The following is a 24,794-nucleotide window of genomic DNA, read 5'->3' on the forward strand; positions in this document are numbered from 1 at the left end:
TCGGCGACGCGGTGAACTACATCATCGACAACGCCTGACCTCCGGTCACCCCCGGGGGGGGGGGGGGGGGGGGGCGCGGCCCGCGCCCCCCCCCCCCCCCCCCCGCCCCCCCCCCCCCCCCCCCCCCCCCCCCCGCGGCTCCGTCGTTCGTGCGGCCCAATCCGATTGGCCGTCCGATTTGTCGCGTTATCTCCTGGTAGTCATCTGTCGATCGACCACCGGGAGACCTGCCATGTCGGAACCCGCCGGCGATGACGAAGTCGCGGAGCTGCGTCGGCGGATCGCCGTCCTGGAGAGCCGGCCCAAGCCGAAGAAGCACCGGGTCCGGTCCTTCTTCGCCGTCGTCCTGATCCTGATCGCCGCCGTCCTCACCCCGCTCGGGCTGGTCGCGGCGTGGACCAACTCCCAGGTCACCGACACCGACCGGTACGTGGCCACGATGGCGCCGCTGGCCGGCGACCCGGCGATCCAGGCGGCGATCACCAACCGGGTGACCGACGTGATCATGGAGCACCTGCCGATCGAGACCCTGCTCGAGGACGTCGCCCCCACCGACCGGCCGCTGCTCGACGCGGCGATCAAGAAACTCGGCGGCGCCCTCACCGACGGCATCACCGGCTTCGTCCACACCCAGGTGCAGAACGTGGTGGAGAGCGACGCCTTCGCCACCGTCTGGGTGGAGGTCAACCGCAGGGCCCACGCCGCGATCGACAAGGCGCTCACCGGCCAGGGCGGCGGCGCCGTGCAGATCAAGGGCGACACCGTCACCCTCGACCTGGCGCCGCTGATCGACCAGGTGAAGACCCGGCTGGTCGACCGCGGGCTGACCGTCGCGAGCAAGATCCCCGAGGTCCACACCGACTTCGTGCTGGTCAAGAGCGACCAGATCTCGAAGGTGAAGACCCTCACCCGGCTGCTCGACCTGGCCGGCTTCTGGGTGCCGGTGCTGGCCGTGGCGTGCGCCGTCGGCGGCGTGCTGCTGGCCCAGCGGCGCCGACGGGCGGTGGTCACCGCCGGCCTGCTGATGGCCGCCGGCGCGGTGGTGCTCGGCATCGGACTGACCGTCTTCCGGACCATCTACCTCGACAAGCTGCCCGCCTCGGCCAGCCAGGACGCCGCAGCCGCGATCTACGACGCGCTGGTGCGCTACCTGCGCACCGCCGTCCGGATGGTGCTGGCGCTCGGCATCGTCGCCGCGCTCGCCGCCTGGCTCAGCGGCTCCGGCCGGCGGGCGGGCTGGGTGCGCAGCCTGTGGAGCTCCGGGATCGGCGCCGTCCGGCAGACCGCCGACCGGATCGGCATGAAGCTCGGCCCGGTCGGCCCCTTCGTGCACCGCTGGAAGGCGTGGCTGGGCTGGGGCGCGGTCTGCGTGGCCGCACTCGTCCTGGTGCTGTGGAGCTACCCGACCGGGATGGTCGTGGTCTGGCTGGCGATCGCGCTGGTCGGGGTGCTCGCGGTGATCGAGTTCCTGGACGGGCCGGGGCCCGAATCCTCGGACGGGCCGGTGGCGGCGTGACCCCACGGCGGAGCGGGGCCGCGGTCACCCAGGCGATCGTGACCGTGATGCTGCCGCCGGCCGCGCTGCTGACGCTCTGGTTCCTGATCCCGCTCGGCTCCTTCGGGCCGGACAACCCCACGCTCAGCTGGCTGGCGTTCTCGGCCGCGCTGGTGGCGCTCGCCGGGGTGCTGCTGCGGGAGATCCGCCGGGAGATCCTGAACGAGCCCGGACACCCGGCGCTGGTGATCGTCTTCCTGCTCAGCAGCGCCCTGGTGGTGTTCGCGACCGCGTACCTGGGGCTGGCGAAGCGGCCCGGCGAGCTCAGCGGGGTGAGCACCAAGGTCGACGCGCTCTACTTCACGGTGATCACCATGTCGACGGTCGGCTACGGCGACATCGTGCCGGTGGGCCAGGCCGCCCGGGTCGTGGTGATGCTGCAGATCCTGTACACCCTGGTGTTCCTGACCGCCGGGTTCACCGCGCTCACCCGGACGATCCGCAGCCGGGTGGCCGGCCGGATCGGCGCCGAGCCCCCGCCGTAGCGGCCCGCTCAGCCCTGCTGCTGGGCCTGGGCGTGCAGGACGGCGACCAGGGCGGTGAGGCGGGCCTGCCAGGTGGCGAGGGTGGCCGGGTCGACGGCCTTGCGCTTCTGGAGGTCGCGGACCAGCCGCTGGGCGTCCTTGAGCCGGTCCTCGGCGTCGTCGGGGCGACGGGAGGCGACGGCCTGGGTCGCGTCGTCGAGGACCCGGGTGAGGTCGTCCTGACGGTCGCGCTCCTTGGTGAAGTCGGCCTGCGCGACGCTCGCCCGGAGCTGGGCGATCTGGCCGGCGACCGAGAGCTTGCTCGGGCTCGCGGACGCGCTCGCGGAGGCGCTGGGGCTCGCGGAGGAGCTCGGGCCCGGCGCGGCGGAGCTCGCCGGGGCGGAGGCGGCCGGCGGCGTCGCGGCGGGCGTCTGCTTGGCGCCGTTGCCGCTGAAGGCGAAGGCCGCGACGGCCGCGCAGACCGCGACCACCCCGACGCCCACACCGGCGTACACCAGCGGGTTGCGGCCCCGGCGGGGCCGCTCGTCCTCGTACGGGGCCTCGTACCGGCCCTCGTCGGCCATCGCCGCCATCGAGGGCAGCGGCGGCAGGACCGAGGTCCGGTTGGGCTCCACGTACGGCGCGGCGGGCGGGAAGCCGGCCGGCGGGGTGACCGGGGGGAGGACCTGGGTCGCGGAGTTGAGCAGCGCGCTGGTGCGGTCGGCCGGCGCGGCGGGGACGGCCGCGAGGAGCTCCGCGAGCGCCCGGCCGGCGTCCGCGGGACGGTCGTCGGGGTTCTTGGCGAGCAGCCGCAGCACGGCGGCGTCGAGCGCGGGCGGCACGTCCGGCCGGTGCACCGAGACCGGGACGGGGTACTCGGTGACGTGCTTGAAGGCGATGGCGACCGGGGTGTCGGCGGTGAACGGCGGCGCGCCGGTGAGCATCTCGACCAGCACGCAGCCGACCGCGTACAGGTCGGAGCGGCCGTCGACCGGCGCGGCCTGGGCCTGCTCGGGCGAGAGGTAGGCGGCGGTGCCGAGGACGGCGTGGGTCTGGGTGAGCTGCTGCCCGCTGGAGGAGCCGGCCCGGGCAATGCCGAAGTCCACCACCTTCACCCCGCCGTCGGCGGTGATCATGATGTTGCCGGGCTTGATGTCCCGGTGGACCAGGCCCTGGCCGTGGGCGGCGGCCAGCGCCTCCAGGACGGCGGCCGCGATGCCGACGGCGCGCTCCACCGGCAGCGGGCCGGTCTGGGCGATCAGCCGGCCGAGGGTGATCCCGTCGACCAGCTCCATCACCAGGTACGGGGAGCCCTGGTCGACGCCGGAGTCGAAGACGGTGACGATCCGCGGGTGGACCAGCAGCGCGGCGTGCTGCGCCTCACGGGCGAAGCGTTCGGCGAAGCGGGGGTCGTCGGCGAGGCCGCCGTTGAGCACCTTGACCGCGACCGGGCGGCCGAGCTGCCGGTCCAGGCCGCGGTGGACGGTGGCCATGCCGCCGACGCCGAGTATCTCGCCGAGCTCGTAGCGCCCGTTCAGCGCGCGTCCGATCATCGGGATCTCCCCTCGCTTCTGTCGGCCATCCGTGAACCATAGCGGTCAGGGCCGCGCGGCAGGAGGCGGGACCTGGAGGCTGCCGTAGCGCTGCATCCGCTGCCAGCGCAGCCGGGAGCCGGCCAGTGCGGTGCACACCGACTGGATGACCACCAGGTACATCAGCTGGCGGTACACGACCTGCTGGAGCGGGAGGGTCCAGAGCGGGCCGAGGCGTTCCCGGTCGAGGCGGAAGGCGTAGACGGCGGTGGCGGTCTGCAGCAGCTGGAAGACCAGCCACAGGCCGATCACCCGGACCGGGTCGAGGAAGGCCAGGCCGTACAGCGCGAAGACGTCCACCACCGGGCCGAGCAGCGGCATCAGCACCTGGAACATCAGCAGGTAGAGCAGGCCGCGGCGGCCCAGCTTGCCGGCCTGGCCGCGCTGGCCCAGGGCGCCGCGGTGCTTCCACATCGCCTGCAGGGTGCCGTAGCACCAGCGGTAGCGCTGGCGCCAGAGCGCGGAGAGCGAGGCGGGGGCCTCGGTCCAGGCCTTGGCGCGCTCCTCGTAGACCACCCGCCAGCCGGCCCGGCAGAGCGCCATGGTGAGGTCGGTGTCCTCGGCGAGGGTCTCCCCCGCGACGCCGCCGATCCGCAGCAGCGCCGAGCGGCGGAAGGCGCCGACCGCGCCGGGGACGGTGGGCATGCACTCGGCGAGGTCGAAGAGCCGACGGTCCAGGTTGAAGCCGACCACGTACTCGATGTGCTGCCAGCGGCCGAGCAGGCCGCCGCGGTTGACCACCTTGGCGTTGCCGGAGACCGCGCCGACCCGGCGGTCGGCGAAGGGCTGGACGAGGTGCCGGACGGCGTCGGGTTCGAAGACGGTGTCGCCGTCGACCATCACCACCAGTTCGGCGCGGGCGTGCCGCAGGCCGTTGTTGAGCGCGGCCGGCTTGCCCGCGTTGGCCTGCCGGACCACCCGGACGTACGGGAGGTTCAGCGACTCGACCAGGTCGGCAGTGCCGTCGGTGGAGCCGTCGTCCACCACGATCACCTCGACCGGGTGGTCGGAGGCCAGCAGCGAGCGGACCGCCGCCTCGATGCCGGCGCTCTCGTTGTACGCGGGCACGATGACCGAGACCGGTTCGGTGACCGGCGGACCCCAGCCCTTGCGGCGCAGCTTCTTGTGCCGGCGGGCGGCGACCACCAGGGCGACGGCGCGGACCACGCCGATCGCCCCGGCGCCCCAGAGCAGCCAGCCGAGCACCCGCAGCGCCCAGTCGCTGCCGGCCAGCGCGGCGAGCAGCGCCCGGCCCTGCCAGCGGTCGGCGGTGGCGGCGGGGTGCGAGGTGGCGGGCAGCGCGGCGGCGTCGCCGACGGTGGTGACCCGGAAGCCGGCCGCCTTGAGCTTCGGCAGCAGCTGTTCGAGGGCGGTGACGGTCTGCGCGCGGTCCCCGCCGGCGTCGTGCATCAGCAGGACCTGGCCGTTCGGGCCCTTCGGGGTGGCGTTGGCGACGATCTTCTCCACGCCGGGGCGGCGCCAGTCCTCGCTGTCCAGGGTGGTGAGGACGGTCAGGTAGCCGGCGTGCGCGGCGTCCTGGAGGGCGGCCCAGTCCGGGTCGGTGAGCGCGGAGTTCTCGGAGGAGTAGGGCGGGCGGAGCAGCGAACTGGTGGTGCCGGTGGCGCCGGCCAGGGCGAGCTGGGCCTCGCGCAGCTCCAGGGTGCGGCGCCAGGGGGAGGCGGCCGCGAGGTCGGTGTGGGTGAAGGTGTGGATGCCGATCTGGTGGCCTTCGGCGAGGATCCGCCGGGTCAGGTCGGGGTTGTCGGCGACCTGGGTGCCGACCACGAAGAAGGTGGCGTGCACCTGGGCGCGCTTCAGCACGTCGAGGATCTTCGGGGTCCAGACCGGGTCGGGTCCGTCGTCGAAGGTGAGGGCGACGGTGTGCGCGGCGGGCTTCGCGGTCCGGACGGCGGCCGCGTCGATCACCGGGCCGCCGTCGGCGATCTGCGGCGGGACGGCTCCGGCGGACGCCTTCGGGCGGTCCGCGCCGTCGGGGGCGGTGCCGATCATGTGCCGGGTCCAGCCCTGCAGCAGCAGGGCGGCGGCCAGGGTCAGCACCAGGACGGTGAGCAGCAGCCAGTGGGTGCGCAGCGAGGTCTGGCGCACCACCCCGCGGCGGCCGCGGCGGGCCCGGGGTCGGGTGGAGGTGGTGGGCATCAGGGGCTCTTGGTGGGCTTGTGGGGGTTGGGGGCGGTGGGCTTGCCGCGGCTCGCCGAGGGGGTCGGCGCGGCGGTCGCCGGGTCGGTGGTCGGGGCGGCGGCGGTGGGGGCGGGCGGGGCGGTGGCACGCCGGGTGGCCGGCGCGGAGGACGTCGGGTCGGCGGCGGCAGCATCGGCGGCCGCGGCTTCCGCCGCCGCGGTGGGCTGCGGGGCCTGGGGGGCCGGGGTGGTGCGCTCGGGGGGCTGGGGCAGGAACGGCGCGTCCACGGCGGGGCCGCCGAGCAGGTTGCTGGCCAGCAGGAGCAGGTAGCCGGCGGCCGGGATCGCGAGCAGCCGGCCGATCCGCTGGACCCGGCGTCGGCGGCGCCCGGAGGCATCGACGAAGACGGGGGCTTCCTCCGCGGGCAGCGCGCGGGCGCGGCGCGGGCCCGGGACGGTGCCGGGTTCGGGGGCTCGGGGATCCGCGGGGCGGGGCGGGGCCAGCTGGGCCGTGTCGTCGTTCACCGTGTGGTCCTGTCGGGGACGCCGGCGGGACCGGCTGCAGGCAAGGACGCCGGGCGGCCGGTGGACACGGGGGAATCCACCGACCGCCCGAGCTCGTCGTCCGCCCTCGGAGGCGGATCCGGATGGGCGGCGGACCCGGGGGAGTACCTCCGCCCATCCGGAACTTCACCGGACGGGCGACGGGTCCGGGGGAACCCGCCGACCGTCCGGAACTGGTGCCCACGCGCGGCGGCGCGTGGGCGGTCGGTCCCGGTCGGACGATGGGCCCGGGGGGTTTGCCCACCGTCCGACCGGAGTCTTCGGTCACCCGCCGGAGTCGGAACTCCGGGCGGCCTTCTGGTCCGCGCTGGGCGCGGCGGTCTTCTCGCGCTCGCCCTTGGTCGACGACGCCGTCGGCGTGGGCGAGGGCTTGCCGTGGTCACCGGGCGAGGCGTTGCCGGGCGACGCGTTGCCCTTGCCCACGACGTTGGCGCAGTACGGAGCGACCTTGTCGGCGCCGCCGGCGGCCTTCACCAGCGGCTGCATCGACTCCTCGGCCAGCAGCTCGCGGAGCTTGGTCGCGTTGCCGGTGCGCTCGCCGACGGTCTTGCACAGCTTGGCGAGGTCCGGCAGCTGCGACGGGTCGCCGGAAGCGCCCGCGCTCGCGCCGGCCGTGCCGGAGGCGTCGGCCGAGGGCTTGGCGGTGCCGCCCGGCTGCGTGCCCGTCCGGCCGGACGGGTCGCCGCCCGGGCGGTCCGTCCCGCCGCCCGGTCCGGCGGAGTGCGAGGACCCGCCGGTCAGGGCCGGGGAGTCGACCGGGCCGTGGCCGCCGAGCACCGTCGGCAGGTTGCCGGTCGACGCGGCGAAGGCCACGCCGCCGACCGCGGTGGCGGCCAGCGCGGCGGCGAGGGCCTTCGCGCTGAAGGCCCGCGCGAGCGCGGTGTCCGCCATCGTTCGTCTCCGGTGCTGTGGGGCCAGGTGCTGGGGGGCAGTGCTGTGACGAGCCGCCCGGAACGCGGCCATCACCTGCTCCTCGCCGGGCAGCGCCCCCTCCGCCGGGCCCGCCGCCGGCGCCTTGGCCGCGGCGAGCAGCCCGGCGAGGGCCGCTTGTCCGGTGAGGGAGGCCTGACCGGCCTCCGAGCCGACCGGGTCACCGCCGAGCAGCTGCTCGGCCGTGTCGCGGTCGATCCGGCGGGATCGGTTGGTGCTCATCTCATGTCCTTCAGCGTCGCGGCCCGCGCCGGTGTCACACCTTGCGCGGATTTTTTCTTCGCCGATGTGCGGCGGCGGCCGGCGGGCACGCCCGCGGGCGGGGCGGCCGGGCCGGCGGGGGCCTGCTGGTGGGGGATACCGGTGGCGGGCCCGCCGGTCTGGTCGAGCAGCTTGGCGAGCTTGCGCAGCCCGCGGTGGGCCGCCATCCGGACCGTGCCGGCGCGCTTGCCGAGCACCCGGGCGGCGGTCTCGGCGTCCAGTTCGAGGACCACCCGCAGCAGGACGGCCTCGGCCTGGTCCTTGGGCAGTCCGGCGATCATCGCCAGCGCGTCCGAGGTGGCGACCGCGGCCATCGCCGTGCCGGCGGTGTCCTCCAGCGCGGCGAGCTCGGCCAGGTACTCGACCGGCAGGTCGGCGACCGGGCGGCGGCGCTGGCGGCGCAGGTGGTCCATGGCGCGGTTGCGGGCGATGGTCGCCGCCCAGCCGCGGAAGCCGTCCGAGTCGCCGGTGAACGAGGAGAGGTCGCGGGCGATCTGCAGCCACGCCTCGGAGGCGATGTCCTCGGCGTCCTCCGACCGGCCGCCGACCAGGACGCGCAGGTAGCGGAGCAGGCCCGGCTGGACCGCCCGGAACAGGGTCCGGAACGCCTCCTCGTCACCGGCCCGGGCCGCCTCCACGGCCGCCGTCAGGTCGGTCCGCCGGTCCGGCGGCAGGTCCCCGGGTCCTGGGGGGTGGCCGGCATCGTCGTCGTCCACCCCGTGGTGTTCAGCACTGTGCACCGCCACATGATGCGCCATACGGGGGACGTGAGAGGCCGGGACCAAGGTCCTGTCAGTGACTGTCATTCGCCCGCAGTCCCGAGGACTGTCCGAAACGTACGTTTTAGACGTAAACAGTCCGCTTTCCGACGGGAGTGCCATGGCGACCGCCCCCGAGCTCTTCACCGAGGGGATGCGCGACCACTTCGCGCCCGCCCTGCGGGCGATGGGGTTCACCGGGTGGCGGTACTCCTTCTCGGTGCCGGACCCGGCCCGCTGGGCGGTGCTCTCGGTCCAGGTGCTGCCCGGCCCGGCCGACCGCTCGGTCCGCTACACCCTCAATCTGAGCGTCACCCCCAAGGCCGTCTGGGACGGCCGGGCGGCCCGGCCCGACGCCAACGCGGCGCACGGCCTGGAGACCTGGCGGGCCCCGATCGGCGAGGTGCTGCCGGTCGGCGGCGAGCTGTGGTGGGAGATCTCCCCCGGGCCGCGGTGGCTGGTCACCGTCGAGGACTCGATCGCCGCCGTCCGCCACTACGGGCTGCCCGAGCTGGTCCGCCGGCTCGCCGCCGTCCCGCACACCTACCTCTCCCCCGGCGAGCTGGACGGCGTCAACGCCGCGCTCGCCCAGGCCGCCGTCGCCCGCATCCAGCGCGCCGAGCTGGCCGACGGCGTCCTGCTGCTGCACGGCGCCTGGAGCCGCGCCGACCGGATCGCCCGCCAGGTCCTGGAGTCCGCCGCCCGGGGCTTCCTCTCCGCCGGGGACGACCGCTTCGCCCGCGTCCGCGCCCTCGACACCCTCGGCCGCGACCTGTGGACCTTCGGCGAGGAGGACGAGTACGGCCTGACGCCCTGAGCCGGCCCGGCACCCCCAGCCGCGTCGGTCACGCACCCGGGGCGCCGAACCAGGTGGCGAGCGCCTCGGGCAGGCCCGCCGCGTCGGCGCTGCCGGCCGCCCAGGCGGTGAAGCCGTCGGGGCGCAGCAGCAGCGCGGCCAGGTCCGGCCGGTCGGGGCAGGTCGCGGTGACGGTGCAGACCCGGTCGGCGTGGCCGGGCGCGTGCGGGGCGTCCGGGGCGAGCCGCAGCAGCAGGCCGCCACCGCCGTGGCAGTGGTCGGACAGCCGGGTGCCGTCGGCGAACTCCAGCTCCGGCGGGACGGTGCCGACCAGCGGGTGGCCGCCCTCGGGCAGGACGCGCTGCGCGGCGCCGGAGAAGTCCCGGGCGATCCGGGTGGCGCCGGCCGACGTGCCGAGCAGCTCGGCCACCACCCCGCGCAGCGCCCGCTCGTGCGGCCGGGGCCGCATCAGCGCGATCTGCGCCCGGGTCCAGTCCAGCACCTGCGCGGCGATCGGACGGCGCTCGGCGGTGTAGCTGTCGAGCAGTTCCTCGCCGGCGGTGCCGCGTACCACCGCGGCGAGCTTCCAGCCGAGGTTCACGGCGTCGCCGAGCCCGAGGTTGAGCCCCTGCCCGCCGAACGGCGAGTGGACGTGGGCCGCGTCCCCCGCGAGCAGCACCCGGCCGAGGCGGTACGTGTCCGCCAGGCGGGCGTTGTCGGTGAAGCGGGTCGCCGAGTGCACGGCGGTGACGGTGACCGGCTCGCCGGTGACCCGGCGGACCGCGGCGGTCAGCTCCGGCGCGGTGACCGGCGCCCCGCGGTCGGCGGGCGGCCCGTCGAACTGCACGGTGAGGATCCGCCCGGCCATCGGCCCGCTGACGTAGACGCCGGTGTCGGTGGCGTTCCAGCCGGGACGCAGCTTCTCCGCGCCCTCCATCTCGACCATCGCCTGGTGACCGGTGATCTCCGGGTCCGTCCCGGGGAAGGCGAAGCCCGCGAGCCGGCGGACGGTGGAACGGCCGCCGTCGGCGCCGACCAGCCAGCCGGCCCGGACCCGGGAGCCGTCGGCGAGGTGCACGGTGACGGCACCCTCCTCCCGGTCGAAGCCGGTCAGCTCGGCGCCGCGGCGGATCTCCACGCCGAGCTCGGCGGCCCGGGCGGCCAGGATCGCCTCGACGGCCTGCTGCGGGACGACGAGCACCTCGGCGGCCGGGCCGAGGCCGGCCAGCAGCGGGTCGCGCTCGTCGATCAGCGCGGGGTCGAGCACGACGCCGCCGAAGTGGGCGGCGTACCGGGGCAGCCGGGCCGGACCGGCACTCCCCGGCCGGGCGGCGGCGAAGGAGCGGATCCGGGCCAGCACCTGCTCCTGGGCGGCGGCGAGCTGCGGCAGCAGGCCGCGCCGGTCCAGCAGGCGGGCGGAGGCGGCGTTGACCGAGCCCGCCTTGGCGGTGGGGTCGATCTCCGTACGCCGTTCGACGACCAGCGCGTGCGCGCCGGCCAGCGCGAGTTCGCAGGCGAGGAGCAGGCCGACCGGACCCGCCCCCGCGATCACCACATCGGTGTTGATGTCGAGGTCCATGGCCGCGACTTTATACCCGGTCAAAGTTTTGGTCCAGTACACTTTCCTCATGGACCAGGACTCCCCCCACATCCCGCTGCGCGAACGCAAGAAGCAGCAGACCCGGCTGGCCATCTCCCAGGCCGCCACCACGCTCTTCCTCGGCCGGGGCTTCGACGAGGTCTCGGTCGCCGAGGTCGCCCACGCCGCCGGGGTCTCGAAGATGACGGTGTTCAACTACTTCCCCCGCAAGGAGGAGCTGCTGTTCGACCGCGTCCCGGAGGTGACCGGGCTGCTCACCGGCGCGGTCGCCGGCCGGGCGCCGGGCAGCAGCCCGCTCGACGCGCTGCGGCGGCTGATGCACGACCTCGCCGAGCAGGGGCACCCGCTCACCGGCTTCGGCGAGAACATCGCCGTCTTCTGGCGCACGGTGCTCGACTCGGCCGCACTGCGCGGATTCGTCCGCGAGGTGGCGGAGGAACTGGAACGCGGCCTCGCCGAGCAGCTCGCCGCCGAACCCGGGGCCGACCCGCTGCGCGCCCGGTTCACCGCCGCGCTCGGCATGACCGCGATCCGCACGGTCTTCACCACCACCGCCCGCCGGATCCTCGCCGGCGAGCCCTCCGCCGCGGTCGCCGCCGACCACGCCGCCCTGGTCGACCGCGCCTTCGCCGCCGTGGAAGAGGCCCGGAAGGCCTTCTGACGGTGCAACCGCCGACCCGGTCGGCGGTGTCCTGGTCAGCAGGGGCGCGGGGCCCCTGCCGACTTACGGGGGACAACTCGAGATGAGCGACGCGCGGCACCTGGTGTGGGACGGCTGCCTGAACGTCCGGGACCTGGGCGGTCTGCCGCTCACCGGCGGCGGGCGGACCCGGCCGGGGGCGGTGGTCCGCGCCGACAACCTGGACCGGCTGACCGCCGAGGGCTGGGCCGCGCTGCGCTCGTACGGCGTGCGCACCGTCGTCGACCTGCGCAACGAGGAGGAGTACCGCCCGCTGCTGCCGCTGCCCGAGGACGTCACGCTGGTCCGGGTGCCGCTCGACGAGCTGGCCGGCCCGCAGTGGTGGGCCCGGTTCGGCGGGCTGGACGGGACGCCGCTGGCCTTCCGCCCCTACCTGGACCACTGCCCGGACGCGGTCGCCGCGGTGGTCGCCGCCGTCGCGCACGCGGCGCCGGGCGGCGTGGTGGTGCACTGCGGCGCGGGCCGCGACCGGACCGGCCTGGCGGCCCTGGTGCTGCTCGCCCTCGCCGGGGCGGACCCGGAGGCGGTGGCCGCCGACTACCGGCTGAGCGCGGACAACCTGCGCCCGCTCTGGGTGATGCTGGGCCGCCCGGACGAGCAGGCGGAGATCGAGAAGATCCTCGCGGACGCCGGCACCACCGCGCACGAGGTCCTGCTGGAGGTGCTCGCCGACTTCGACCCGGCCGAGCTGCTGCCCGCCGCCGACATCGCCGCCGTCCGCGCCCGCCTGGCCGGCTGACCGGGCCACTCCACCGCCTGGGAGAATCTGTCCCGCGCTCTTCCGTCCGGCCACCCGCGCCGATCTGTCCGCCACGTCCGCGAACGCGGCTGCGCCCTGGTGCAGTTGACCGGCAACAAGCGCCGCACCGAGGCGCGCCACGACGGGTTCAAGCTGTCGCTGTAGCGCGCCGGAGGCCGGCCGCGGACCGGCCGGTCAGAAGCCGGAGTTGGGGGCGGTGACGATCCGGGTCCGGCCGTCGGCGCGGGCGGCGAGACCGGCGGTCAGGCGCAGCGCGCGGGCGGGGCCGAGGAGTTCGAGGGCCTCGTCGACGCCGGCCCAGCGGTGTTCGTCGAGCTCGCCGGCCGGCAGGGTGATCGGGCTGTCGGCCGGGATGGTGCCCAGGTCGAAGAGGAAGTGGCAGGCGGGGTGGTCGAGTTCCCCGCTGGGGTGGGTCCAGGCGACCGCGAGCAGGTCGCCGGCGGCGCCCACCAGGCCGGTCTCCTCCAGGAGTTCGCGCTCGGCGCACTGCCGGGGGTTCTCGTTCAGGTCCACCGTCCCGCCGACGAACTGCCAGTGCTCGCGGTAGCCGGCCTTGACGATCAGCACCCGGCCCTCCGGGTCGGTGATCAGGCAGCCGGCGGCGGCGTACACGCGGTGCAGCGAGGCGAGCCACTCCTCGCGGGACTTGAACTCGGGCGCGTCGGTCACGGCACTCCTCGGGGCGGAGGTGGGAGGTGTCGCGATCACTCTCCCACCTCCGCGCGGGCCGGGGTCAGTGCGCCGAGTGCTTCTCCGCGCCGCGGTGGCGGTGGCCCGGCAGCTCGGTGTGTCCGGCCGGGCCCCCGAGCGGTCCGGCGGGGACGTCGACACGGCGGCCGCCGTGGCTGAACATCGCATCGCCGAAGTACGGCCCGGTCCGGGCGGCGGTGGCGCTGTCGGTGTGCAGCTGCGGGGCGAGCGGGCTGGGATCGGCGGCCATGGCGCGGCGCTCGAGGAGTTCCTGGGTGCCCTTGCGGAGCTTGGTCATCTTGCCGGTCGATCGCTTGGTCATCGTCGACCTCCCTTCGGCGGCCGGCCGCACGGAGGGCGGGTGGCCGCATGGGTGCGGTATCCGTTCCGGTATGCCCGGATAACACACCATATACACACCACCCTACGCGGCCGCCGCCCCGGAAACGGCCACCCGGGTCGAACACCGGTGTGGGAGCATGCCGCGTGGCCACGGTGATACACGCTGACGAAGCCGGCGCGGTGCTTCCCGACCCGCCCCGGTCCGGGGACCGCCGGGTGCGGCACCCGGCGTCGCTGATCCGGCTGCTGGCCGGCCTCGGCAGCGTCGGGCTGACCCTGCTGCTCGCCGGCTACGCGCAGGCCACCGCCGGCGGCCTGGACGCCGACGTCTCGCTCGGCGCGGGGCTGCTGCCCTGGCCGCCGGTCAAGCTGACCGCCGCGCTGTGCGCCGGCGCCCTGCTGCTGGTCCCGCTCTCCTTCGCCGTCGACCGGCTGCTGCGCGGCGACCGCCGCCGGGTCGCCGACGGCGTGCTCGCCGCCGTCGCCGCGTACGGCCTCACGCTCGGCCTGGACCTGGCCGCCGGCGGCCTCACCACCCTCACCCACCCGCTCCCCGGCGGGATCGGCCGCACCGACCCGGTCTACGGCCACCTCGCCCCGGTGCTGGCCTTCATGACCGCCGTCTCCACCGCCGGCCTGCGCCGCTGGCGCACCGCGCTCGGCACCACCCTCACCCTCGCCGGCCTCTCCGGCCTGGTCACCGGCTACGCCAGCCCGCTCTCCCTGGTGCTCGCCCTGCTGATCGGCTGGACCACCGCGCACGGCATCCGGTACGCCGTCGGCGAGCCGCTGCCCTGCCCCACCGTGCGGCAGGTCGAGCAGACCCTCGCCCAGTGCGGGGTCCGCCCGCTGACCGTCACCGCCACCGGACCGTGCTCGTACCTGGTCACCCAGCGGGACGGGCGGCCGGTGCTGGACGTCCACCTGATCGACCGGCAGGCCCAGGCCAGCGGCCTGCTCCGGCACCTGTGGGTGGTGCTGCGGGTCCGCACCGCCCCGCGCCCGCTCGGCCTGCGACCACTGCGCGCCGGACTGGAGCACCAGACCCTGCTCTCGTACGCCGCCACCGCCGCCGGGGCGCGCACCCGCACCCCCGAGGCGGTCGCCCAACTCGGCCCGGACGCCGCCCTGGTGGCGTACCGGCAGCTCACCGCCCGGCCGATCGTCGAACTCACCGAGGACGAGCTCACCGACGAGGTCCTCACCGACGCCTGGCAGCAGCTCGCCCTGCTCCAGCGCCGCCGGATCGCCCACCGGGCGCTCGACCCGCAGAACGTCCTGGTCGACGCCGAGGGCGCGGTCCACCTGGTCGGACCGACCGAGGGCGAGATCGCCGCCGGCGACCTGCTGCTGCGCCTGGACGTCGCCGGGCTGCTCACCGTGCTCGCCCTGCACGCCGGCCCCACCCGCACCGTCGCCGCCGCGATGCGGGTGCTCGGCCCCGGCCCGGTCGGCGCCGCCCTGCCGCTGCTCCAGCCGATCGCCCTCCCCCGCGCCACCCGCGCCGCGCTGCGGCCCCACCGCGAACTCACCGCCGAACTGCGCGCCGAGGTGCAGCGCCACCTGCCGCAGGCCCCGTCCGAACCGGTCCGGCTGGAACGGCTGCGCCCGCGCACCCTGCTCACCGTCGCCGCCGGCATGCTCGCCGGGTACCTGCTGCTGCAGACCCTCTTCACCGCCGACCGCAACCCGATCGGCGTGCTCGCCGACGCCGACCCCGGCTGGCTGGCCGGCGCCGCGCTCGCCGCCGTCGCCAGCTACCTGGTGGCCACCCTCGGCGTGATCGGCTTCGTCCCGGAACGGCTCCCCTTCGGCACCGCGCTCACCGCCCAGGTGGCCGGCGGCTTCGTCAAACTGGTCTCCCCCGGCGGCGTCGGCGGCATCGCCCTCAACACCCGCTTCCTGCAGTGCGCCGGCATCCCCACCGCGCAGGCGCTGTCCAGCGTCGGCGCGTCCCAGATGATCGGCCTCGCCCTGCACCTGCTCCAGCTCGCCGTGGTCAGCTCGCTGCTCGGCCTGGACTCCGACGGCCCGGTCGAGGAACTGCCCAGCGGCTGGATACTCGCCGTCGGCCTCGCCGGACTCGCCGTGCTGATCGTCTCCGCCACCGCCGTCCCCTGGCTGCGCCGCCGGGTCCAGGCCCTGCTGCGGCCGCTGCGCGCCGAGGTGCTGCCCCGGCTGCTCGACATGCTCCAGCAGCCCGGCAAGCTCGCCGTCGGCTTCGCCGGGCAGGCGATGGTCTCGGCGACCTTCGTCACCTGCCTCTACTGCTGCGCCCGCGCGGTCGGCGAACAGCCGGGCCTGCTGGCCGTCGCCTTCGTCTTCATGGCCGGGAACGCCGCCGGCAACGTGATGCCCACCCCCGGCGGCGCGGGCGGCGTCGAAGTGCTGCTCACCAACCTGCTGGTCGGCGCGAGCACCATGGACAAGCCCGCCGCGTTCGCGGCGGTGATGCTGTTCCGGCTGCTGACCTTCCTGCTGCCGATCCTGCCGGGGTGGGCGGCGTTCGCCTGGCTCCAGCGCCGGCGGGCACTGTAGCGGGACCGACGGCTACTCGCGGTAGTCCTCGTCGTCGACCGCCACCTCGCGAACCTGCTCGACGGCGTCGCCGTCGTCCGCGTCGTCGGCACCCAGCGCGCGGTGCTGGCGCAGCACCTCCAGGTCGTCCAGCTCGTGCTCGACGACCTCGCGTTGCGCGTCCTCCGGCTCCATCGCCGCCGGCGACTCCTCGTCGAGGTCCTCGGGGAACTCGGGATTCTCAGGGTTCAGGCGCATACCGTCAGTATCCGCCCGGGCGGCGGCCGACGCCCGTGCTACACGCCCGCCGCGGCGCGTCAGGCCGCCGACGGCTCCGGCGCCTCGCGCCGGTACTGGCCCGGCGGCAGGCCGTACGCCCGCTTGAACGCCTTGGCGAAGGCGAACTCCGAGCCGTAGCCGACCCGGGCGCCGACCGCGCCGATCCCCAGGTCCGACTGGCGCAGCAGCCGGGCCGCGGTGGTCATCCGCCAGCGGGTCAGGTACGCCAGCGGCGGCTCGCCGACCAGCCCGGTGAAACGCCGCGCGAACGCCGCCCGGGACAACCCGACCCGCTCGCCGAGGCCCTCCACCGTCCAGGCGTACCCCGGGTCGGCGTGGATCGCCCGCAGCGCCGGCGCGATCGCCGGATCGGTCAGCGCCGCCGACCAGCCGGCCGTCGCGCAGTCCGGCTGCTCCGCCAGCCACGCCCGCAGGATGTACAGCAGCAGCAGGTCGATCAGCTCCGTGACGACGCCGTCCGAACCCGGGCCCGGACTGCTCAGCTCGGCACCGAGCAGCTCGATCGCCGCCCGCAGCGCCGGGTGCCGGCCCGGCTGCGCCGGCAGGTGGATCAGCTCCGGGAGGCTCGCCACCAGCGGGTGCTGGCGGGTGCGGTCCAGGTGGTACGAGCCGCAGAGCAGCGTGGCGCGCGGACCCGCGCCGCCGTCCAGCTCGAAGTGGCCGAGCACCGTGCTGTCGTCCGGTGCGGCCGGCTCCGGCCGGAAGTCCCGCACCGGGGAGCCCGGGTCGTCCGTCAGCACGTGCTCCGCGCCCCGGCGCAGGAACACCACGTCGCCCACGCCCAGCGCCGTCGCACCGCCGTCCGGGGTGAGCAGCCAGCAGGACCCGGACAGCACGATGTGGAAGCCCGACCCCGCCTCCTCGTGGAAGCGCAGCCCCCACGGCCCCCGGCACTCGGTGCGGGCGGCACGGGCGCGGTCGGTCCGCATGGAGGCGACGGCTTCGGTGAGGATGTCCATACGACCAATGTAGACGGATCGGCAGGATGTAGCGAGACGATCGGACAGGGAATCGAGAGTTATGGCCATTCATCGTCTCCGGTGGCGCTTCTAGCGTTGGGGACAACAACGGAGCAGGAAACCGTCAGAGGAGACCAGTCATGCGAGCGATCACCCAGCGTTCCATCGGTGGGCCGTCGGTCCTGGAGAGCGTCGAGATCGAGCGGCCCGTACCGACCGTCACCGAGGTGCTGGTCCGGGTGCATGCCACCTCGGTCAACCCGGTCGACGCGTACGTCCGGGCCGGGGCCTTCCCGCTGCTCGGCGAACCGCCCTTCGTCCTCGGCTGGGACGTCTCCGGCGTCGTCGAGGAGGTCGTGCCCGGCGTCACCGACCTCAGGGTCGGCGACGAGGTCTACGGCATGCCGCTCTTCCCCCGCCAGGCCGGCACCTACGCCGAGTACGTCGCCGCGCCCTCCCGGCAGTTCGCCCGCAAGCCGAAGGGCCTCAGCCACGCCGAGGCCGCCGCCCTGCCGCTCGCCGGACTCACCGCCTGGCAGGCCCTCGTCGACGGCGCCAAGCTGCAGGCCGGACAGCGGGTCCTGATCCACGCCGCCGGCGGCGGCGTCGGCCACCTCGCCGTACAGATCGCCAAGGCGCTCGGCGCCGAGGTGTACGCGACCGCGAGCGCCGAGAAGCACGACTTCCTGCGCGAGCTCGGCGCGGACCACCTGATCGACCACCGCACCGCGGACTTCACCGACGGGCTCACCGGACTCGACGTGGTGCTCGACGGCATCGGCGGGGACGTCGCCGAGCGCTCGCTCGGCGTGCTGCGGGACGGCGGGGCGCTGGTCACCCTGGTGCGATCCTCCGACCGGGAGTTCGCCGAGCGGACGGCGGCCGCCGGACGGCGCTTCGTCCCCTTCACCGCCGAGCCCGACCGGGTCGGCCTCGCCGCACTCACCGACCTGGTGGAGACCGGCCGCCTGCGCCCCCACGTCGAGCACCGGCTCCCGCTCGCCGACGCCGCCAAGGCCCACGAGCTGATCGCGACCGGCCGCACCAAGGGCAAGATCGTCCTGATCCCCTGACGCCCCCGTCCCACCGGGCGCGCGGTCACCCCGCCCCGCACACCGGCGGGGCGGTGACGGGGGTGGTGCCTAGGGTGGGCGTATGGGGATGCGGGTGACGCACGAGCAGGTGTTCGCGTGGCGGTTGCGGCGGCAGGGGTTGGTGCCGCGGGGCGGGGGCGGGGTCGCGGAGGTGGTGCGGCGGCTCTGCGGGGTGCAGGCGCAGGTGGCGTCGGCGGCGGAGCTGGCGGTCGCGGTGCGGCAGGAGGCTCCGCGGCCCGGCGCGGTGGCAGCGGCGCTGGCCGACCGCACGGTGGTCCGCACCTGGGCGATGCGCGGCACCCTGCACCTGATGGACCCGGGCGACCTGCCGTCGTACCTCTCGCTGATCTCCGCCGCCCGTACCTGGGAGAAGCCGTCCTGGCAGCGCACCTTCGGCGTCACCCCGGACCGGATGGCGGCGCTCGGTGACGCGGTCGAGGAGCTGCTGTCGGCCGGCCCGCTGAGCCGGGCGGAGCTCACCGAGGCGCTGGTGGCCCGGCCCGCGTTCGCCGATCTGCGGGAGCAGTTGACGTCCGGTTGGGGCACGGTGCTGAAGCCGCTCGCCTGGACCGGACGGCTCTGCAACGGCCCCGGCGAGGGCAACCGGGCCGGCTTCGCCGCGCCGCGCACGTGGATCGCCGGCTGGCTCGGAACGCTGCCCGAACCCGAGCAGGCCGCACACACCGTGCTGCCGGCCTACCTGGGGGCGCACGGCCCGGCCACCGCCGAGTCCTTCGACGCGTGGCTGCTGCGCGGCGCGTCGAGGAAGGCCCGGCTGCGCGGCTGGTTCGCCGCGCTCGGCGACCGGCTGGCCGAGGTGTCGGTGGACGGGGAGCCGCGCCGGATGCTCGCCGAGGACGTGGCGGAGCTGGCGGCCACGCAGCCGTCCGAGGAGGTGGTGCTGCTGCCCGGCTTCGACCAGTACGTGCTCGGCACCGGCACGTCCGACGCCCGACTGCTCGCGCCGGAGCGCCGCTCGGAGGTGTCCCGGGCGGCGGGCTGGATCTCGCCGGTGGTGGTGCACGGGGGCCGGGTCGCCGGGGTGTGGGAGTTCGACGGGGACGTCGTGGACGTGCGGCTCTTCGCCGAGCACGGCGCCCTGCCGGCGGGCGCGCTGGAGGCGGCGGCGGAGCGGCTGGCCGCCTGCACCGGCGCGCCGCGCAGGCTGGCGGTACGAACGGTCTGACCCGGCGCGCCGCACGCAGGCCGGGGGTGCGGGCGGACCGACCCGGCGCGCCGCGCAGGCTCGCGGTGCGGGCGGACCGACCCGGTGCGCCCGCCGGGCGACCGGCCGCCGCCACGGTGAGGATGGAGCCATGCACCTCGCGGACCTGGCCCGGACGTCACGGCAGCTCACCCGGACGACCGCGCGGAACGCGAAGGTCGCACTGCTCGCCGAGCTCTTCCGGCACGCGGAGCCGGCCGAGGCGCCCGTGGTGATCACCTATCTGGCGGGCCGGCTGCCGCAGCGGCGGATCGGCGTCGGCCGGCAGACCCTGCGCGACCGTCCGGGGCCGGCCGCCGAACCGACCCTGCGGGTGCTGGAGGTGGACGCCCGGCTGGAGCGGATCGCCGCGCTCTCGGGCGCCGGCGCGCAGGCCGAACGCAAGCGCCTGGTCGACGCGTTGATGGCGGAGGCCACCGAGGAGGAGCAGGCGTTCCTGCTCGGGCTGATCGGCGGCGAGCTGCGCCAGGGCGCGCTGGACGCGCTCGCGGTGGAGGGCCTGGCGGCGGCGGTCGGTGTCGAGGTCGGGGCGGTGCGGCGGGCGGTGATGCTGTCCGGTTCGGCGGGTGCGACGGCGGCCCTGCTGCTGGCCGAAGGCCCGGAGGTGCTGGACGAGTTCACCCTGAGCGTGGGCCGTCCGGTGCTGCCGATGCTGGCGCAGTCCGCGAAGACCGTGACGGAGGCGTTGGAGCGGCTCGGGCCGTGTGCGGTGGAGGAGAAGCTCGACGGCATCCGGATCCAGGTCCACCGGGACGGCGACCGGGTGCGGATCTACACCCGCACGCTCGCCGATATCACCGCACGGATTCCGGAAGTCGCCCGACTGGTGCGGGAGTTGCCGGTCGAGCAGGTGGTGCTGGACGGCGAGGTGCTGGCGCTGGACGGCGAGGGCCGGCCGCGGCCGTTCCAGCAGACGGCCGGGCGGGTCGGTTCCGCGGCCGAGGCGGCGGGCGAGAACGCCGGACTGCCGCTCTCCCCGGTCTTCTTCGACCTGCTGGCAGTGGACGGGCGGGTGCTGCTGGACGCCCCGGCCGGCGAGCGGCAGGCCGAACTGGCGCGGCTGGCACCGGAGTCCGCGCGGGTGCGCCGGCTGGTGGTGGCCGACCCGGCGGATCCGGCGGCCCGCGCCGCGGCGGAGGAGTTCGCCGAGCGGGCCACCGGGGAGCACCGGCACGAGGGCGTGGTGGTGAAGGGGCTGGACGCGCCGTACAGCGCCGGCCGGCGGGGCGCCTCCTGGCTGAAGGTGAAGCCCGTGCACACCCTGGACCTGGTGGTGCTGGCCGCCGAGTGGGGGCACGGGCGGCGGGCCGGACGGCTGTCCAACCTGCACCTGGGGGCGCGCCGGGAGGACGGCTCCTTCGCGATGCTCGGGAAGACGTTCAAGGGGCTGACCGACGCGCTGCTGGTGTGGCAGACCGGACGGCTCCGCGAGCTGGCGGTGCGGGAGGAGCCGTGGGGGGTGGTGGTGCGGCCGGAGCTGGTGGTGGAGATCGCCTTCGACGGCGTGCAGCGGTCCTCGCGCTACCCGGACGGGGTGACCCTGCGGTTCGCCCGGGTGGTGCGGTACCGGGAGGACAAGACGGCCGCCGAGGCGGACACCGTCGCGGCGGTCAGCGCATTGCTGCCCAGCGGGTGACCGCCGCCTGGGCGCAGGCGGTGTCGTCCGCGGGCTCGGGGGCGCCGCTGACCCCGATGCCGCCGACGATCCGGCCGGCGACGTCGAGCAGCGGGATGCCTCCGCCGAAGATCACGTAGCGGCCCCCCGCGGCCGCGTGCAGGCCGAAGAGCGGGCCGCCGGGCGCGGCGGCGACGGCCAGTTCGTGGGTGGGGGCGCTGTTGGCGACGGCGGTGTACGCCTTGTCCGGGGCGAGCACCGGTCCGGCGATCTCGGCACCGTCCATCCGGGCGAAGGCGATCAGGTGGCCGCCGGCGTCGACCACCGCGACCGAGACGGCGAGCCGGCGCCGGGCCGCCTCGGTGAGCGCGGCGGTGCAGAGCGACTGGGCGACGGCGAGGTTCAGGGTCATGCGGCGAGCCTGCCAGTGGCAGGCCCGGCCGCGCGCCGACGGACTGTCAGCGGATGCCCGGCCGCCCTTACACGCCGCTGCCGGACGCCGGGCTCAGGCGGGCGAGGATCGGGGCGGCCGCCTCGCGGGTGAGGAAGGCCAGCCGGGCCCGCTTCTCCGGCTTGTCGATCTCGGGGCCGAGTTCGAAGCCGCTGCGGACCAGGCGGTTCAGCGCCTTCTCGTTGCGGGCGTCGGGTTCGGCGACGATCCGCCGGTGGGCGGGGTCGTCGAGGGCGAAGGCGATCAGGACGGCGATCAGCGCCTCGGTGAAGCCCGGCCGGCTCTCCCCGTCGGCGGGCCCGATCAGCAGGTGGACGCCGTGGTCGCCGTCCTGCACCGGGTAGCAGTCGCCGACCGGGTCGTGCTCGGGCCGGTAGGTCTGGAAGAGGGCGATGGGTTCGCCGTCGCGCAGCGCGAGCCAGGCGTGGTGGGTGGTGAGCGAGTCGACGTACGCGTAGGTCTCCTGGACGGCGGCCCGGTCGTGGTCGAGCATGCCCCAGAAGCGGGCGCGCTCCTGGGTGACCCAGCCGTGGACGAGCTCGGCGTCGCCGGCCGGGTCGAGCGGCCGCAGCCGGACCTCGCCGAAGCCGGGGACGGTGCGTCGGAAGTCGGTCATCGCGGGGAGCTCCTCGGTGAGCTGGTTCCAGTCGGTGGTGACGGGCGCCAGGCGTCCGGCCAGCCAGAGCGGCAGTTGGTCGCGGTGGTGCGGGTGCCCGGGGAGGCCGGAGGCGCCGAACGGGACGACCCACCGGCTGTTCGCGCGGTCGGCCAGGTCCCAGACGTACCGGGCGGCGGGCCCGCGGGCGCTGAGGTCGGTGAGCCCGGGCACGGAGGAGGTGGAGAGCACGCAGTCGTGGTCGCCGCCGAGGCCCGGCCACTCGGCGGGCGCGGGCAGGGCCTGCCAGGGCGCCAGCCGGTGGGTCTCGGCCCAGCTCCCGGGCAGCGGACCGGCCGCGACCCGCTCCAGCGCGGCCCGGACCGACGCCGGCGGGTCGAGCCCGGGCAGCCGGTCGGTGGTGAGCAGGCTCTCCAGGGCGTAGCCGATCCGGGGCAGCAGGGCCTGCCAGGGCAGCAGCACCTCCGGGAGCTCGGGCAGGGCGGCCAGTCCGGCGAACACCGGGTGCGCCGCCAACTCCCGCACCACGGCGGACCGGAGGGCGGCATACGCGGCGGCGTCGGCCGAGTCGGCGGCCATCCTGCGGTCCCAGCCGAGCAGCCGGGCGCGCAGCGCGGCGGCGCTCGGGGTGAGGCCGTCGAGCCCGGCGACCAGGTCGAGCAGCGGGCCGGCCGAGCCGAGGTGGGTGTCGGTGTGCACGTCCGTGACCGTGTCGGCGGTCCACCCCTGCCGCGCGTCCAGGAGTTCGGCGATCCGCCGGGCGCGGTGCGGGGCGGAGAACTCGACGCCGAGCGGGGCGGCGATGCCGCGCTGGTTGGCCATCACCGCGCGTCCGGCGACCGGTTCGCGCAGCGGCGCCCGCCAGCCGCGCCAGGCGTACGCGGCGTCCCGACCGGGCACCGGGCCGAGGCCGTTGGCGGGGTCGCGGAGCGGGACGGCCCCGGCGGTGCGGTGCAGCAGGCCGCCCGCGGTGTCGGCGGCAAGGACGATGTTGACGGGTTCGGCCCAGTGGTCCATCGCCCGGTCGACGTCGGCGACGGTGCGGGCGCGCAGCAGCGCGGGGAGTGCCTCGAAGCCGAGCTTCGCCCGGACCCGCGGCGGGTACCGCAGGCTGATCGCCTCGCCGTCCGGGCCGCCGGTCAGCACCGGGCCGCGCGCGGTCTCCAGCACCTCGACGGTGACCGGGTCGCCGCCGGCGACGTGGACGGTCTCGGTGTGGGCGTGGGCGGGGCGCCAGCCGTCCGGGCCGAGCGCCTCGACGCCGTCGCCGGTGCGGCGGAGCCGTTCGCGGTACAGGTCCTGGTAGTCCGCCATGGCATTGGTGATCGCCCAGGCCACGCCGCCGGTGTGGCCGAAGTGGGCGAGGCCGGGGACGCCGGGGACGGCGATGCCGACCACGTCGTACTCGGGGCAGGCGAGGCGGATCTGCTGGTAGATGCCGGGAGCCTCGATGAAGCGGTGCGGGTCGCCGGCGATCAGCGCGGCGCCGGTGGCGGTGCGCTCGCCGGCCAGCAGCCAGCCGTTGGAGCCGGAGCTGCCGGGGCCGTCGGTGGCGAACAGCTCGACGGCGTCCGGGCCGAGTTCGCGGGCGACCCGCTCGCGCCAGAGCTTGGCGGGGAAGCCGGCGAAGAGCAGGTGGTGGGAGAGCCAGACGGCCAGCGGCGTCCACGGCTTCCACTCCCCCGGCCGCAGCCCGGCGGCGGCGAACTCCGGTGCGTTCCTGGCGTGTTCGGCCAGGCCGGCGTTGACGCCGTCGACGTAGGCGAGCACCCAGCCGGCGGTGGACCGGTCGAGGGCGGCGAAGCAGCGGCGGGCGGTGTCGGCGAGCCGGACCCGGCGGGCGAGGACGTCCCAGGAGAGCGACTCGGGGCCGAGGAAGGCCGCGGAGCTGCCCTGCGCGCGGTGCCGTTCGACCTCCAGCTGCCAGGCGCGGTCGGTGGCGGCGTTGTGCCCCTGGGCGAAGGCGAGGGCGCGCGGGCCGTCGGCCCGCAGGTGGGGGATGCCGTGGGCGTCGCGGAAGACCCGGTGGCTCATCGGGCCGCGGGCTTCCGGGCGGCCGGGACGACCAGCGGGGTGCCGCTCTCCGGGTCCTCGATGACCCGGCAGGGCAGCCGGAAGACCTCCTCGACCAGCTCGGCGGTGACGATCTCGCCGGGCGGGCCGGCGGCGACCACCCGGCCGTCGCGCATGGCGATCAGGTGGGTGGCGTACCGGGCGGCGTGGTTGAGGTCGTGCAGGACGGCGACCAGGGTGCGGCCGCGCTCCTCGTGGAGGCGGGCGCACAGGTCGAGGACGTCGATCTGGTGGGCGATGTCCAGGTAGGTGGTGGGCTCGTCGAGAAGGAGCAGCGGGGTCTCCTGGGCGAGTGCCATGGCGATCCAGACGCGCTGGCGCTGGCCGCCGGAGAGCTCGTCCACCAGCCGGTCGGCGAGGTTCTCGACGCCGGTGGCGGCCATCGACTCGCCGACCACCCGCTCGTCCTCGGGGGACCACTGGCGCAGCAGGCCCTGGTGCGGGTAGCGGCCGCGGGAGACCAGTTCGGCGACGGTGATGCCGTCGGGGGCGGTGGAGGACTGCGGGAGCAGTCCGAGGGTGCGGGCGACCTGCTTGGCCGGGATCTCCGCGATCGAGCGGCCGTCGAGCAGCACCTGTCCGGCGGTGGGCCGCAGGGTGCGGGAGAGGGCGCGCAGCAGGGTGGACTTGCCGCAGGCGTTGGGGCCGACGACCACGGTGAAGGAGTGGTCGGGAATGTCCACGGTGAGCTGTTCGGCGATGGTGCGGCGTTCGTAGGCGAGGGTGAGGTCGCGGCCGGCCAGCCGCGGGGTGCCGTCCGGCATGGGGTCCGCTCCGTTCGATGCAGTGGGCAC

The 24,794-nt window shown here is 75.7% G+C and carries 22 protein-coding genes; 9 read left to right on the forward strand and 13 right to left on the reverse strand.

Going from position 1 to position 24,794, the window contains the following annotated elements; translation table 11 throughout:
• The first annotated feature begins 232 nt into the window (after positions 1-232).
• Together ACGFX4_RS32255 and ACGFX4_RS32260 are read left to right on the forward strand one after the other, a co-directional pair.
• Positions 233-1,516, forward strand: a complete 1,284-nt coding sequence (locus tag ACGFX4_RS32255; protein WP_393082009.1) for a hypothetical protein — start codon at positions 233-235, stop codon at positions 1,514-1,516.
• Positions 1,513-2,040, forward strand: coding sequence for a potassium channel family protein (locus tag ACGFX4_RS32260; RefSeq protein ID WP_393082012.1), 528 nt, complete (start codon positions 1,513-1,515; stop codon positions 2,038-2,040). The genes ACGFX4_RS32255 and ACGFX4_RS32260 overlap by 4 nt, the downstream gene beginning before the upstream one ends.
• 8 nt (positions 2,041-2,048) lie before the next feature.
• Here the strand turns inward: ACGFX4_RS32260 and ACGFX4_RS32265 are convergent, their stop codons facing one another.
• The 5 genes from ACGFX4_RS32265 to ACGFX4_RS32285 all read right to left on the reverse strand — a co-directional run bounded on the left by ACGFX4_RS32265 (position 2,049) and on the right by ACGFX4_RS32285 (position 8,178).
• Positions 2,049-3,572, reverse strand: a complete 1,524-nt coding sequence (locus ACGFX4_RS32265) for a protein kinase (RefSeq protein WP_393082014.1) — start codon at positions 3,570-3,572, stop codon at positions 2,049-2,051.
• 45 nt (positions 3,573-3,617) lie between these two features.
• Complete coding sequence (locus ACGFX4_RS32270; protein ID WP_393082016.1) at positions 3,618-5,768, reverse strand: bifunctional polysaccharide deacetylase/glycosyltransferase family 2 protein; 2,151 nt, start codon at positions 5,766-5,768, stop codon at positions 3,618-3,620.
• On the reverse strand, positions 5,768-6,274 hold the full coding sequence (locus ACGFX4_RS32275; protein WP_393082019.1) for a hypothetical protein: 507 nt from the start codon (positions 6,272-6,274) through the stop codon (positions 5,768-5,770). Before ACGFX4_RS32275 ends, ACGFX4_RS32270 begins: the two co-directional genes overlap by 1 nt.
• Positions 6,275-6,577: 303 nt before the next feature.
• Positions 6,578-7,465, reverse strand: a complete 888-nt coding sequence (locus ACGFX4_RS32280) for a hypothetical protein (RefSeq protein ID WP_393082021.1) — start codon at positions 7,463-7,465, stop codon at positions 6,578-6,580.
• Entirely contained in the window at positions 7,462-8,178 is a 717-nt protein-coding gene (locus ACGFX4_RS32285; RefSeq protein WP_393082127.1) for an RNA polymerase sigma factor, read from the reverse strand. Before ACGFX4_RS32285 ends, ACGFX4_RS32280 begins: the two co-directional genes overlap by 4 nt.
• A 205-nt stretch (positions 8,179-8,383) precedes the next feature.
• Here ACGFX4_RS32285 and ACGFX4_RS32290 point away from each other — a divergent pair, with 205 nt between their 5' ends.
• A complete protein-coding gene (locus tag ACGFX4_RS32290) occupies positions 8,384-9,079 on the forward strand; it encodes a hypothetical protein (RefSeq protein ID WP_393082023.1) in 696 nt (231 codons plus the stop codon).
• Between the two features lie 28 nt (positions 9,080-9,107).
• On the opposite strand, the gene ACGFX4_RS32295 is transcribed toward ACGFX4_RS32290, so the two are convergent.
• Positions 9,108-10,637 carry an FAD-dependent oxidoreductase gene (locus tag ACGFX4_RS32295; protein ID WP_393082025.1) on the reverse strand — a complete coding sequence of 510 codons (1,530 nt, stop codon included), beginning with the start codon at positions 10,635-10,637 and terminating at the stop codon, positions 9,108-9,110.
• Positions 10,638-10,686: 49 nt separating this feature from the next.
• On the opposite strand from ACGFX4_RS32295, the gene ACGFX4_RS32300 reads away from it, so the two are divergent.
• Both ACGFX4_RS32300 and ACGFX4_RS32305 read left to right on the forward strand, forming a co-directional pair.
• On the forward strand, positions 10,687-11,319 hold the full coding sequence (locus ACGFX4_RS32300) for a TetR/AcrR family transcriptional regulator (protein WP_393082028.1): 633 nt from the start codon (positions 10,687-10,689) through the stop codon (positions 11,317-11,319).
• A gap of 82 nt (positions 11,320-11,401) precedes the next feature.
• A complete protein-coding gene (locus tag ACGFX4_RS32305) occupies positions 11,402-12,097 on the forward strand; it encodes a tyrosine-protein phosphatase (RefSeq protein ID WP_393082030.1) in 696 nt (231 codons plus the stop codon).
• A 195-nt stretch (positions 12,098-12,292) separates the two neighbouring features.
• On the opposite strand, the gene ACGFX4_RS32310 is transcribed toward ACGFX4_RS32305, so the two are convergent.
• The gene (locus ACGFX4_RS32310) at positions 12,293-12,787 is read right to left on the reverse strand and encodes an NUDIX domain-containing protein (RefSeq protein ID WP_393082032.1); all 495 of its coding nucleotides are present in this window, start codon (positions 12,785-12,787) and stop codon (positions 12,293-12,295) included.
• Positions 12,788-12,851: 64 nt separating this feature from the next.
• On the reverse strand, positions 12,852-13,130 hold the full coding sequence (locus ACGFX4_RS32315; protein ID WP_393082034.1) for a hypothetical protein: 279 nt from the start codon (positions 13,128-13,130) through the stop codon (positions 12,852-12,854).
• Between the two features lie 164 nt (positions 13,131-13,294).
• On the opposite strand from ACGFX4_RS32315, the gene ACGFX4_RS32320 reads away from it, so the two are divergent.
• Positions 13,295-15,688: a lysylphosphatidylglycerol synthase domain-containing protein gene (locus ACGFX4_RS32320; protein ID WP_393082035.1), complete on the forward strand. Its 2,394-nt coding sequence runs from the start codon at positions 13,295-13,297 to the stop codon at positions 15,686-15,688.
• Positions 15,689-15,700: 12 nt separating this feature from the next.
• On the opposite strand, the gene ACGFX4_RS32325 is transcribed toward ACGFX4_RS32320, so the two are convergent.
• Both ACGFX4_RS32325 and ACGFX4_RS32330 read right to left on the reverse strand, forming a co-directional pair.
• Complete coding sequence (locus tag ACGFX4_RS32325) at positions 15,701-15,925, reverse strand: hypothetical protein (RefSeq protein ID WP_393082036.1); 225 nt, start codon at positions 15,923-15,925, stop codon at positions 15,701-15,703.
• A 59-nt stretch (positions 15,926-15,984) separates the two neighbouring features.
• Positions 15,985-16,926 carry an AraC family transcriptional regulator gene (locus tag ACGFX4_RS32330; RefSeq protein ID WP_393082039.1) on the reverse strand — a complete coding sequence of 314 codons (942 nt, stop codon included), beginning with the start codon at positions 16,924-16,926 and terminating at the stop codon, positions 15,985-15,987.
• Between the two features lie 140 nt (positions 16,927-17,066).
• Here ACGFX4_RS32330 and ACGFX4_RS32335 point away from each other — a divergent pair, with 140 nt between their 5' ends.
• The 3 genes from ACGFX4_RS32335 (at position 17,067) to ACGFX4_RS32345 (ending at position 20,881) form a co-directional block, all read left to right on the forward strand.
• Complete coding sequence (locus ACGFX4_RS32335; RefSeq protein ID WP_393082041.1) at positions 17,067-17,999, forward strand: NADP-dependent oxidoreductase; 933 nt, start codon at positions 17,067-17,069, stop codon at positions 17,997-17,999.
• Positions 18,000-18,081: 82 nt separating this feature from the next.
• Positions 18,082-19,206, forward strand: a complete 1,125-nt coding sequence (locus tag ACGFX4_RS32340) for a winged helix DNA-binding domain-containing protein (RefSeq protein WP_393082043.1) — start codon at positions 18,082-18,084, stop codon at positions 19,204-19,206.
• A gap of 130 nt (positions 19,207-19,336) precedes the next feature.
• On the forward strand, positions 19,337-20,881 hold the full coding sequence (locus tag ACGFX4_RS32345) for an ATP-dependent DNA ligase (RefSeq protein WP_393082045.1): 1,545 nt from the start codon (positions 19,337-19,339) through the stop codon (positions 20,879-20,881).
• Here ACGFX4_RS32345 and ACGFX4_RS32350 read toward each other — a convergent pair.
• The 3 genes from ACGFX4_RS32350 to ACGFX4_RS32360 form a co-directional block, all read right to left on the reverse strand.
• Positions 20,856-21,272, reverse strand: a complete 417-nt coding sequence (locus tag ACGFX4_RS32350; RefSeq protein ID WP_393082048.1) for a heme-binding protein — start codon at positions 21,270-21,272, stop codon at positions 20,856-20,858. The two genes, ACGFX4_RS32345 and ACGFX4_RS32350, sit on opposite strands and share 26 nt — an antisense overlap.
• Before the next feature lie 67 nt (positions 21,273-21,339).
• Positions 21,340-23,961: a GNAT family N-acetyltransferase gene (locus tag ACGFX4_RS32355; RefSeq protein WP_393082050.1), complete on the reverse strand. Its 2,622-nt coding sequence runs from the start codon at positions 23,959-23,961 to the stop codon at positions 21,340-21,342.
• Positions 23,958-24,764: an ABC transporter ATP-binding protein gene (locus tag ACGFX4_RS32360; protein ID WP_393082052.1), complete on the reverse strand. Its 807-nt coding sequence runs from the start codon at positions 24,762-24,764 to the stop codon at positions 23,958-23,960. The genes ACGFX4_RS32355 and ACGFX4_RS32360 overlap by 4 nt, the downstream gene beginning before the upstream one ends.
• Positions 24,765-24,794 lie beyond the last annotated feature (30 nt).

Source organism: Kitasatospora sp. NPDC048365 (assembly GCF_043200835.1).
GTDB lineage: Bacteria > Actinomycetota > Actinomycetes > Streptomycetales > Streptomycetaceae > Kitasatospora > Kitasatospora terrestris.

Bases quoted from the DNA above. Each gene is read 5' to 3' on its own strand.
- ACGFX4_RS32255 (WP_393082009.1), top strand. From the start codon at position 233: ATGTCGGAACCCGCCGGCGATGACGAAGTCGCGGAGCTGCGTCGGCGG.
- ACGFX4_RS32265 (WP_393082014.1), bottom strand. From the start codon at position 3,572: ATGATCGGACGCGCGCTGAACGGGCGCTACGAGCTCGGCGAGATACTC.
- ACGFX4_RS32270 (WP_393082016.1), bottom strand. From the start codon at position 5,768: ATGCCCACCACCTCCACCCGACCCCGGGCCCGCCGCGGCCGCCGCGGG.
- ACGFX4_RS32280 (WP_393082021.1), bottom strand. From the start codon at position 7,465: ATGAGCACCAACCGATCCCGCCGGATCGACCGCGACACGGCCGAGCAG.
- ACGFX4_RS32290 (WP_393082023.1), top strand. From the start codon at position 8,384: ATGGCGACCGCCCCCGAGCTCTTCACCGAGGGGATGCGCGACCACTTC.
- ACGFX4_RS32295 (WP_393082025.1), bottom strand. From the start codon at position 10,637: ATGGACCTCGACATCAACACCGATGTGGTGATCGCGGGGGCGGGTCCG.
- ACGFX4_RS32300 (WP_393082028.1), top strand. From the start codon at position 10,687: ATGGACCAGGACTCCCCCCACATCCCGCTGCGCGAACGCAAGAAGCAG.
- ACGFX4_RS32305 (WP_393082030.1), top strand. From the start codon at position 11,402: ATGAGCGACGCGCGGCACCTGGTGTGGGACGGCTGCCTGAACGTCCGG.
- ACGFX4_RS32315 (WP_393082034.1), bottom strand. From the start codon at position 13,130: ATGACCAAGCGATCGACCGGCAAGATGACCAAGCTCCGCAAGGGCACC.
- ACGFX4_RS32325 (WP_393082036.1), bottom strand. From the start codon at position 15,925: ATGCGCCTGAACCCTGAGAATCCCGAGTTCCCCGAGGACCTCGACGAG.
- ACGFX4_RS32330 (WP_393082039.1), bottom strand. From the start codon at position 16,926: ATGGACATCCTCACCGAAGCCGTCGCCTCCATGCGGACCGACCGCGCC.
- ACGFX4_RS32335 (WP_393082041.1), top strand. From the start codon at position 17,067: ATGCGAGCGATCACCCAGCGTTCCATCGGTGGGCCGTCGGTCCTGGAG.
- ACGFX4_RS32340 (WP_393082043.1), top strand. From the start codon at position 18,082: ATGGGGATGCGGGTGACGCACGAGCAGGTGTTCGCGTGGCGGTTGCGG.
- ACGFX4_RS32345 (WP_393082045.1), top strand. From the start codon at position 19,337: ATGCACCTCGCGGACCTGGCCCGGACGTCACGGCAGCTCACCCGGACG.
- ACGFX4_RS32350 (WP_393082048.1), bottom strand. From the start codon at position 21,272: ATGACCCTGAACCTCGCCGTCGCCCAGTCGCTCTGCACCGCCGCGCTC.
- ACGFX4_RS32355 (WP_393082050.1), bottom strand. From the start codon at position 23,961: ATGAGCCACCGGGTCTTCCGCGACGCCCACGGCATCCCCCACCTGCGG.
- ACGFX4_RS32360 (WP_393082052.1), bottom strand. From the start codon at position 24,764: ATGCCGGACGGCACCCCGCGGCTGGCCGGCCGCGACCTCACCCTCGCC.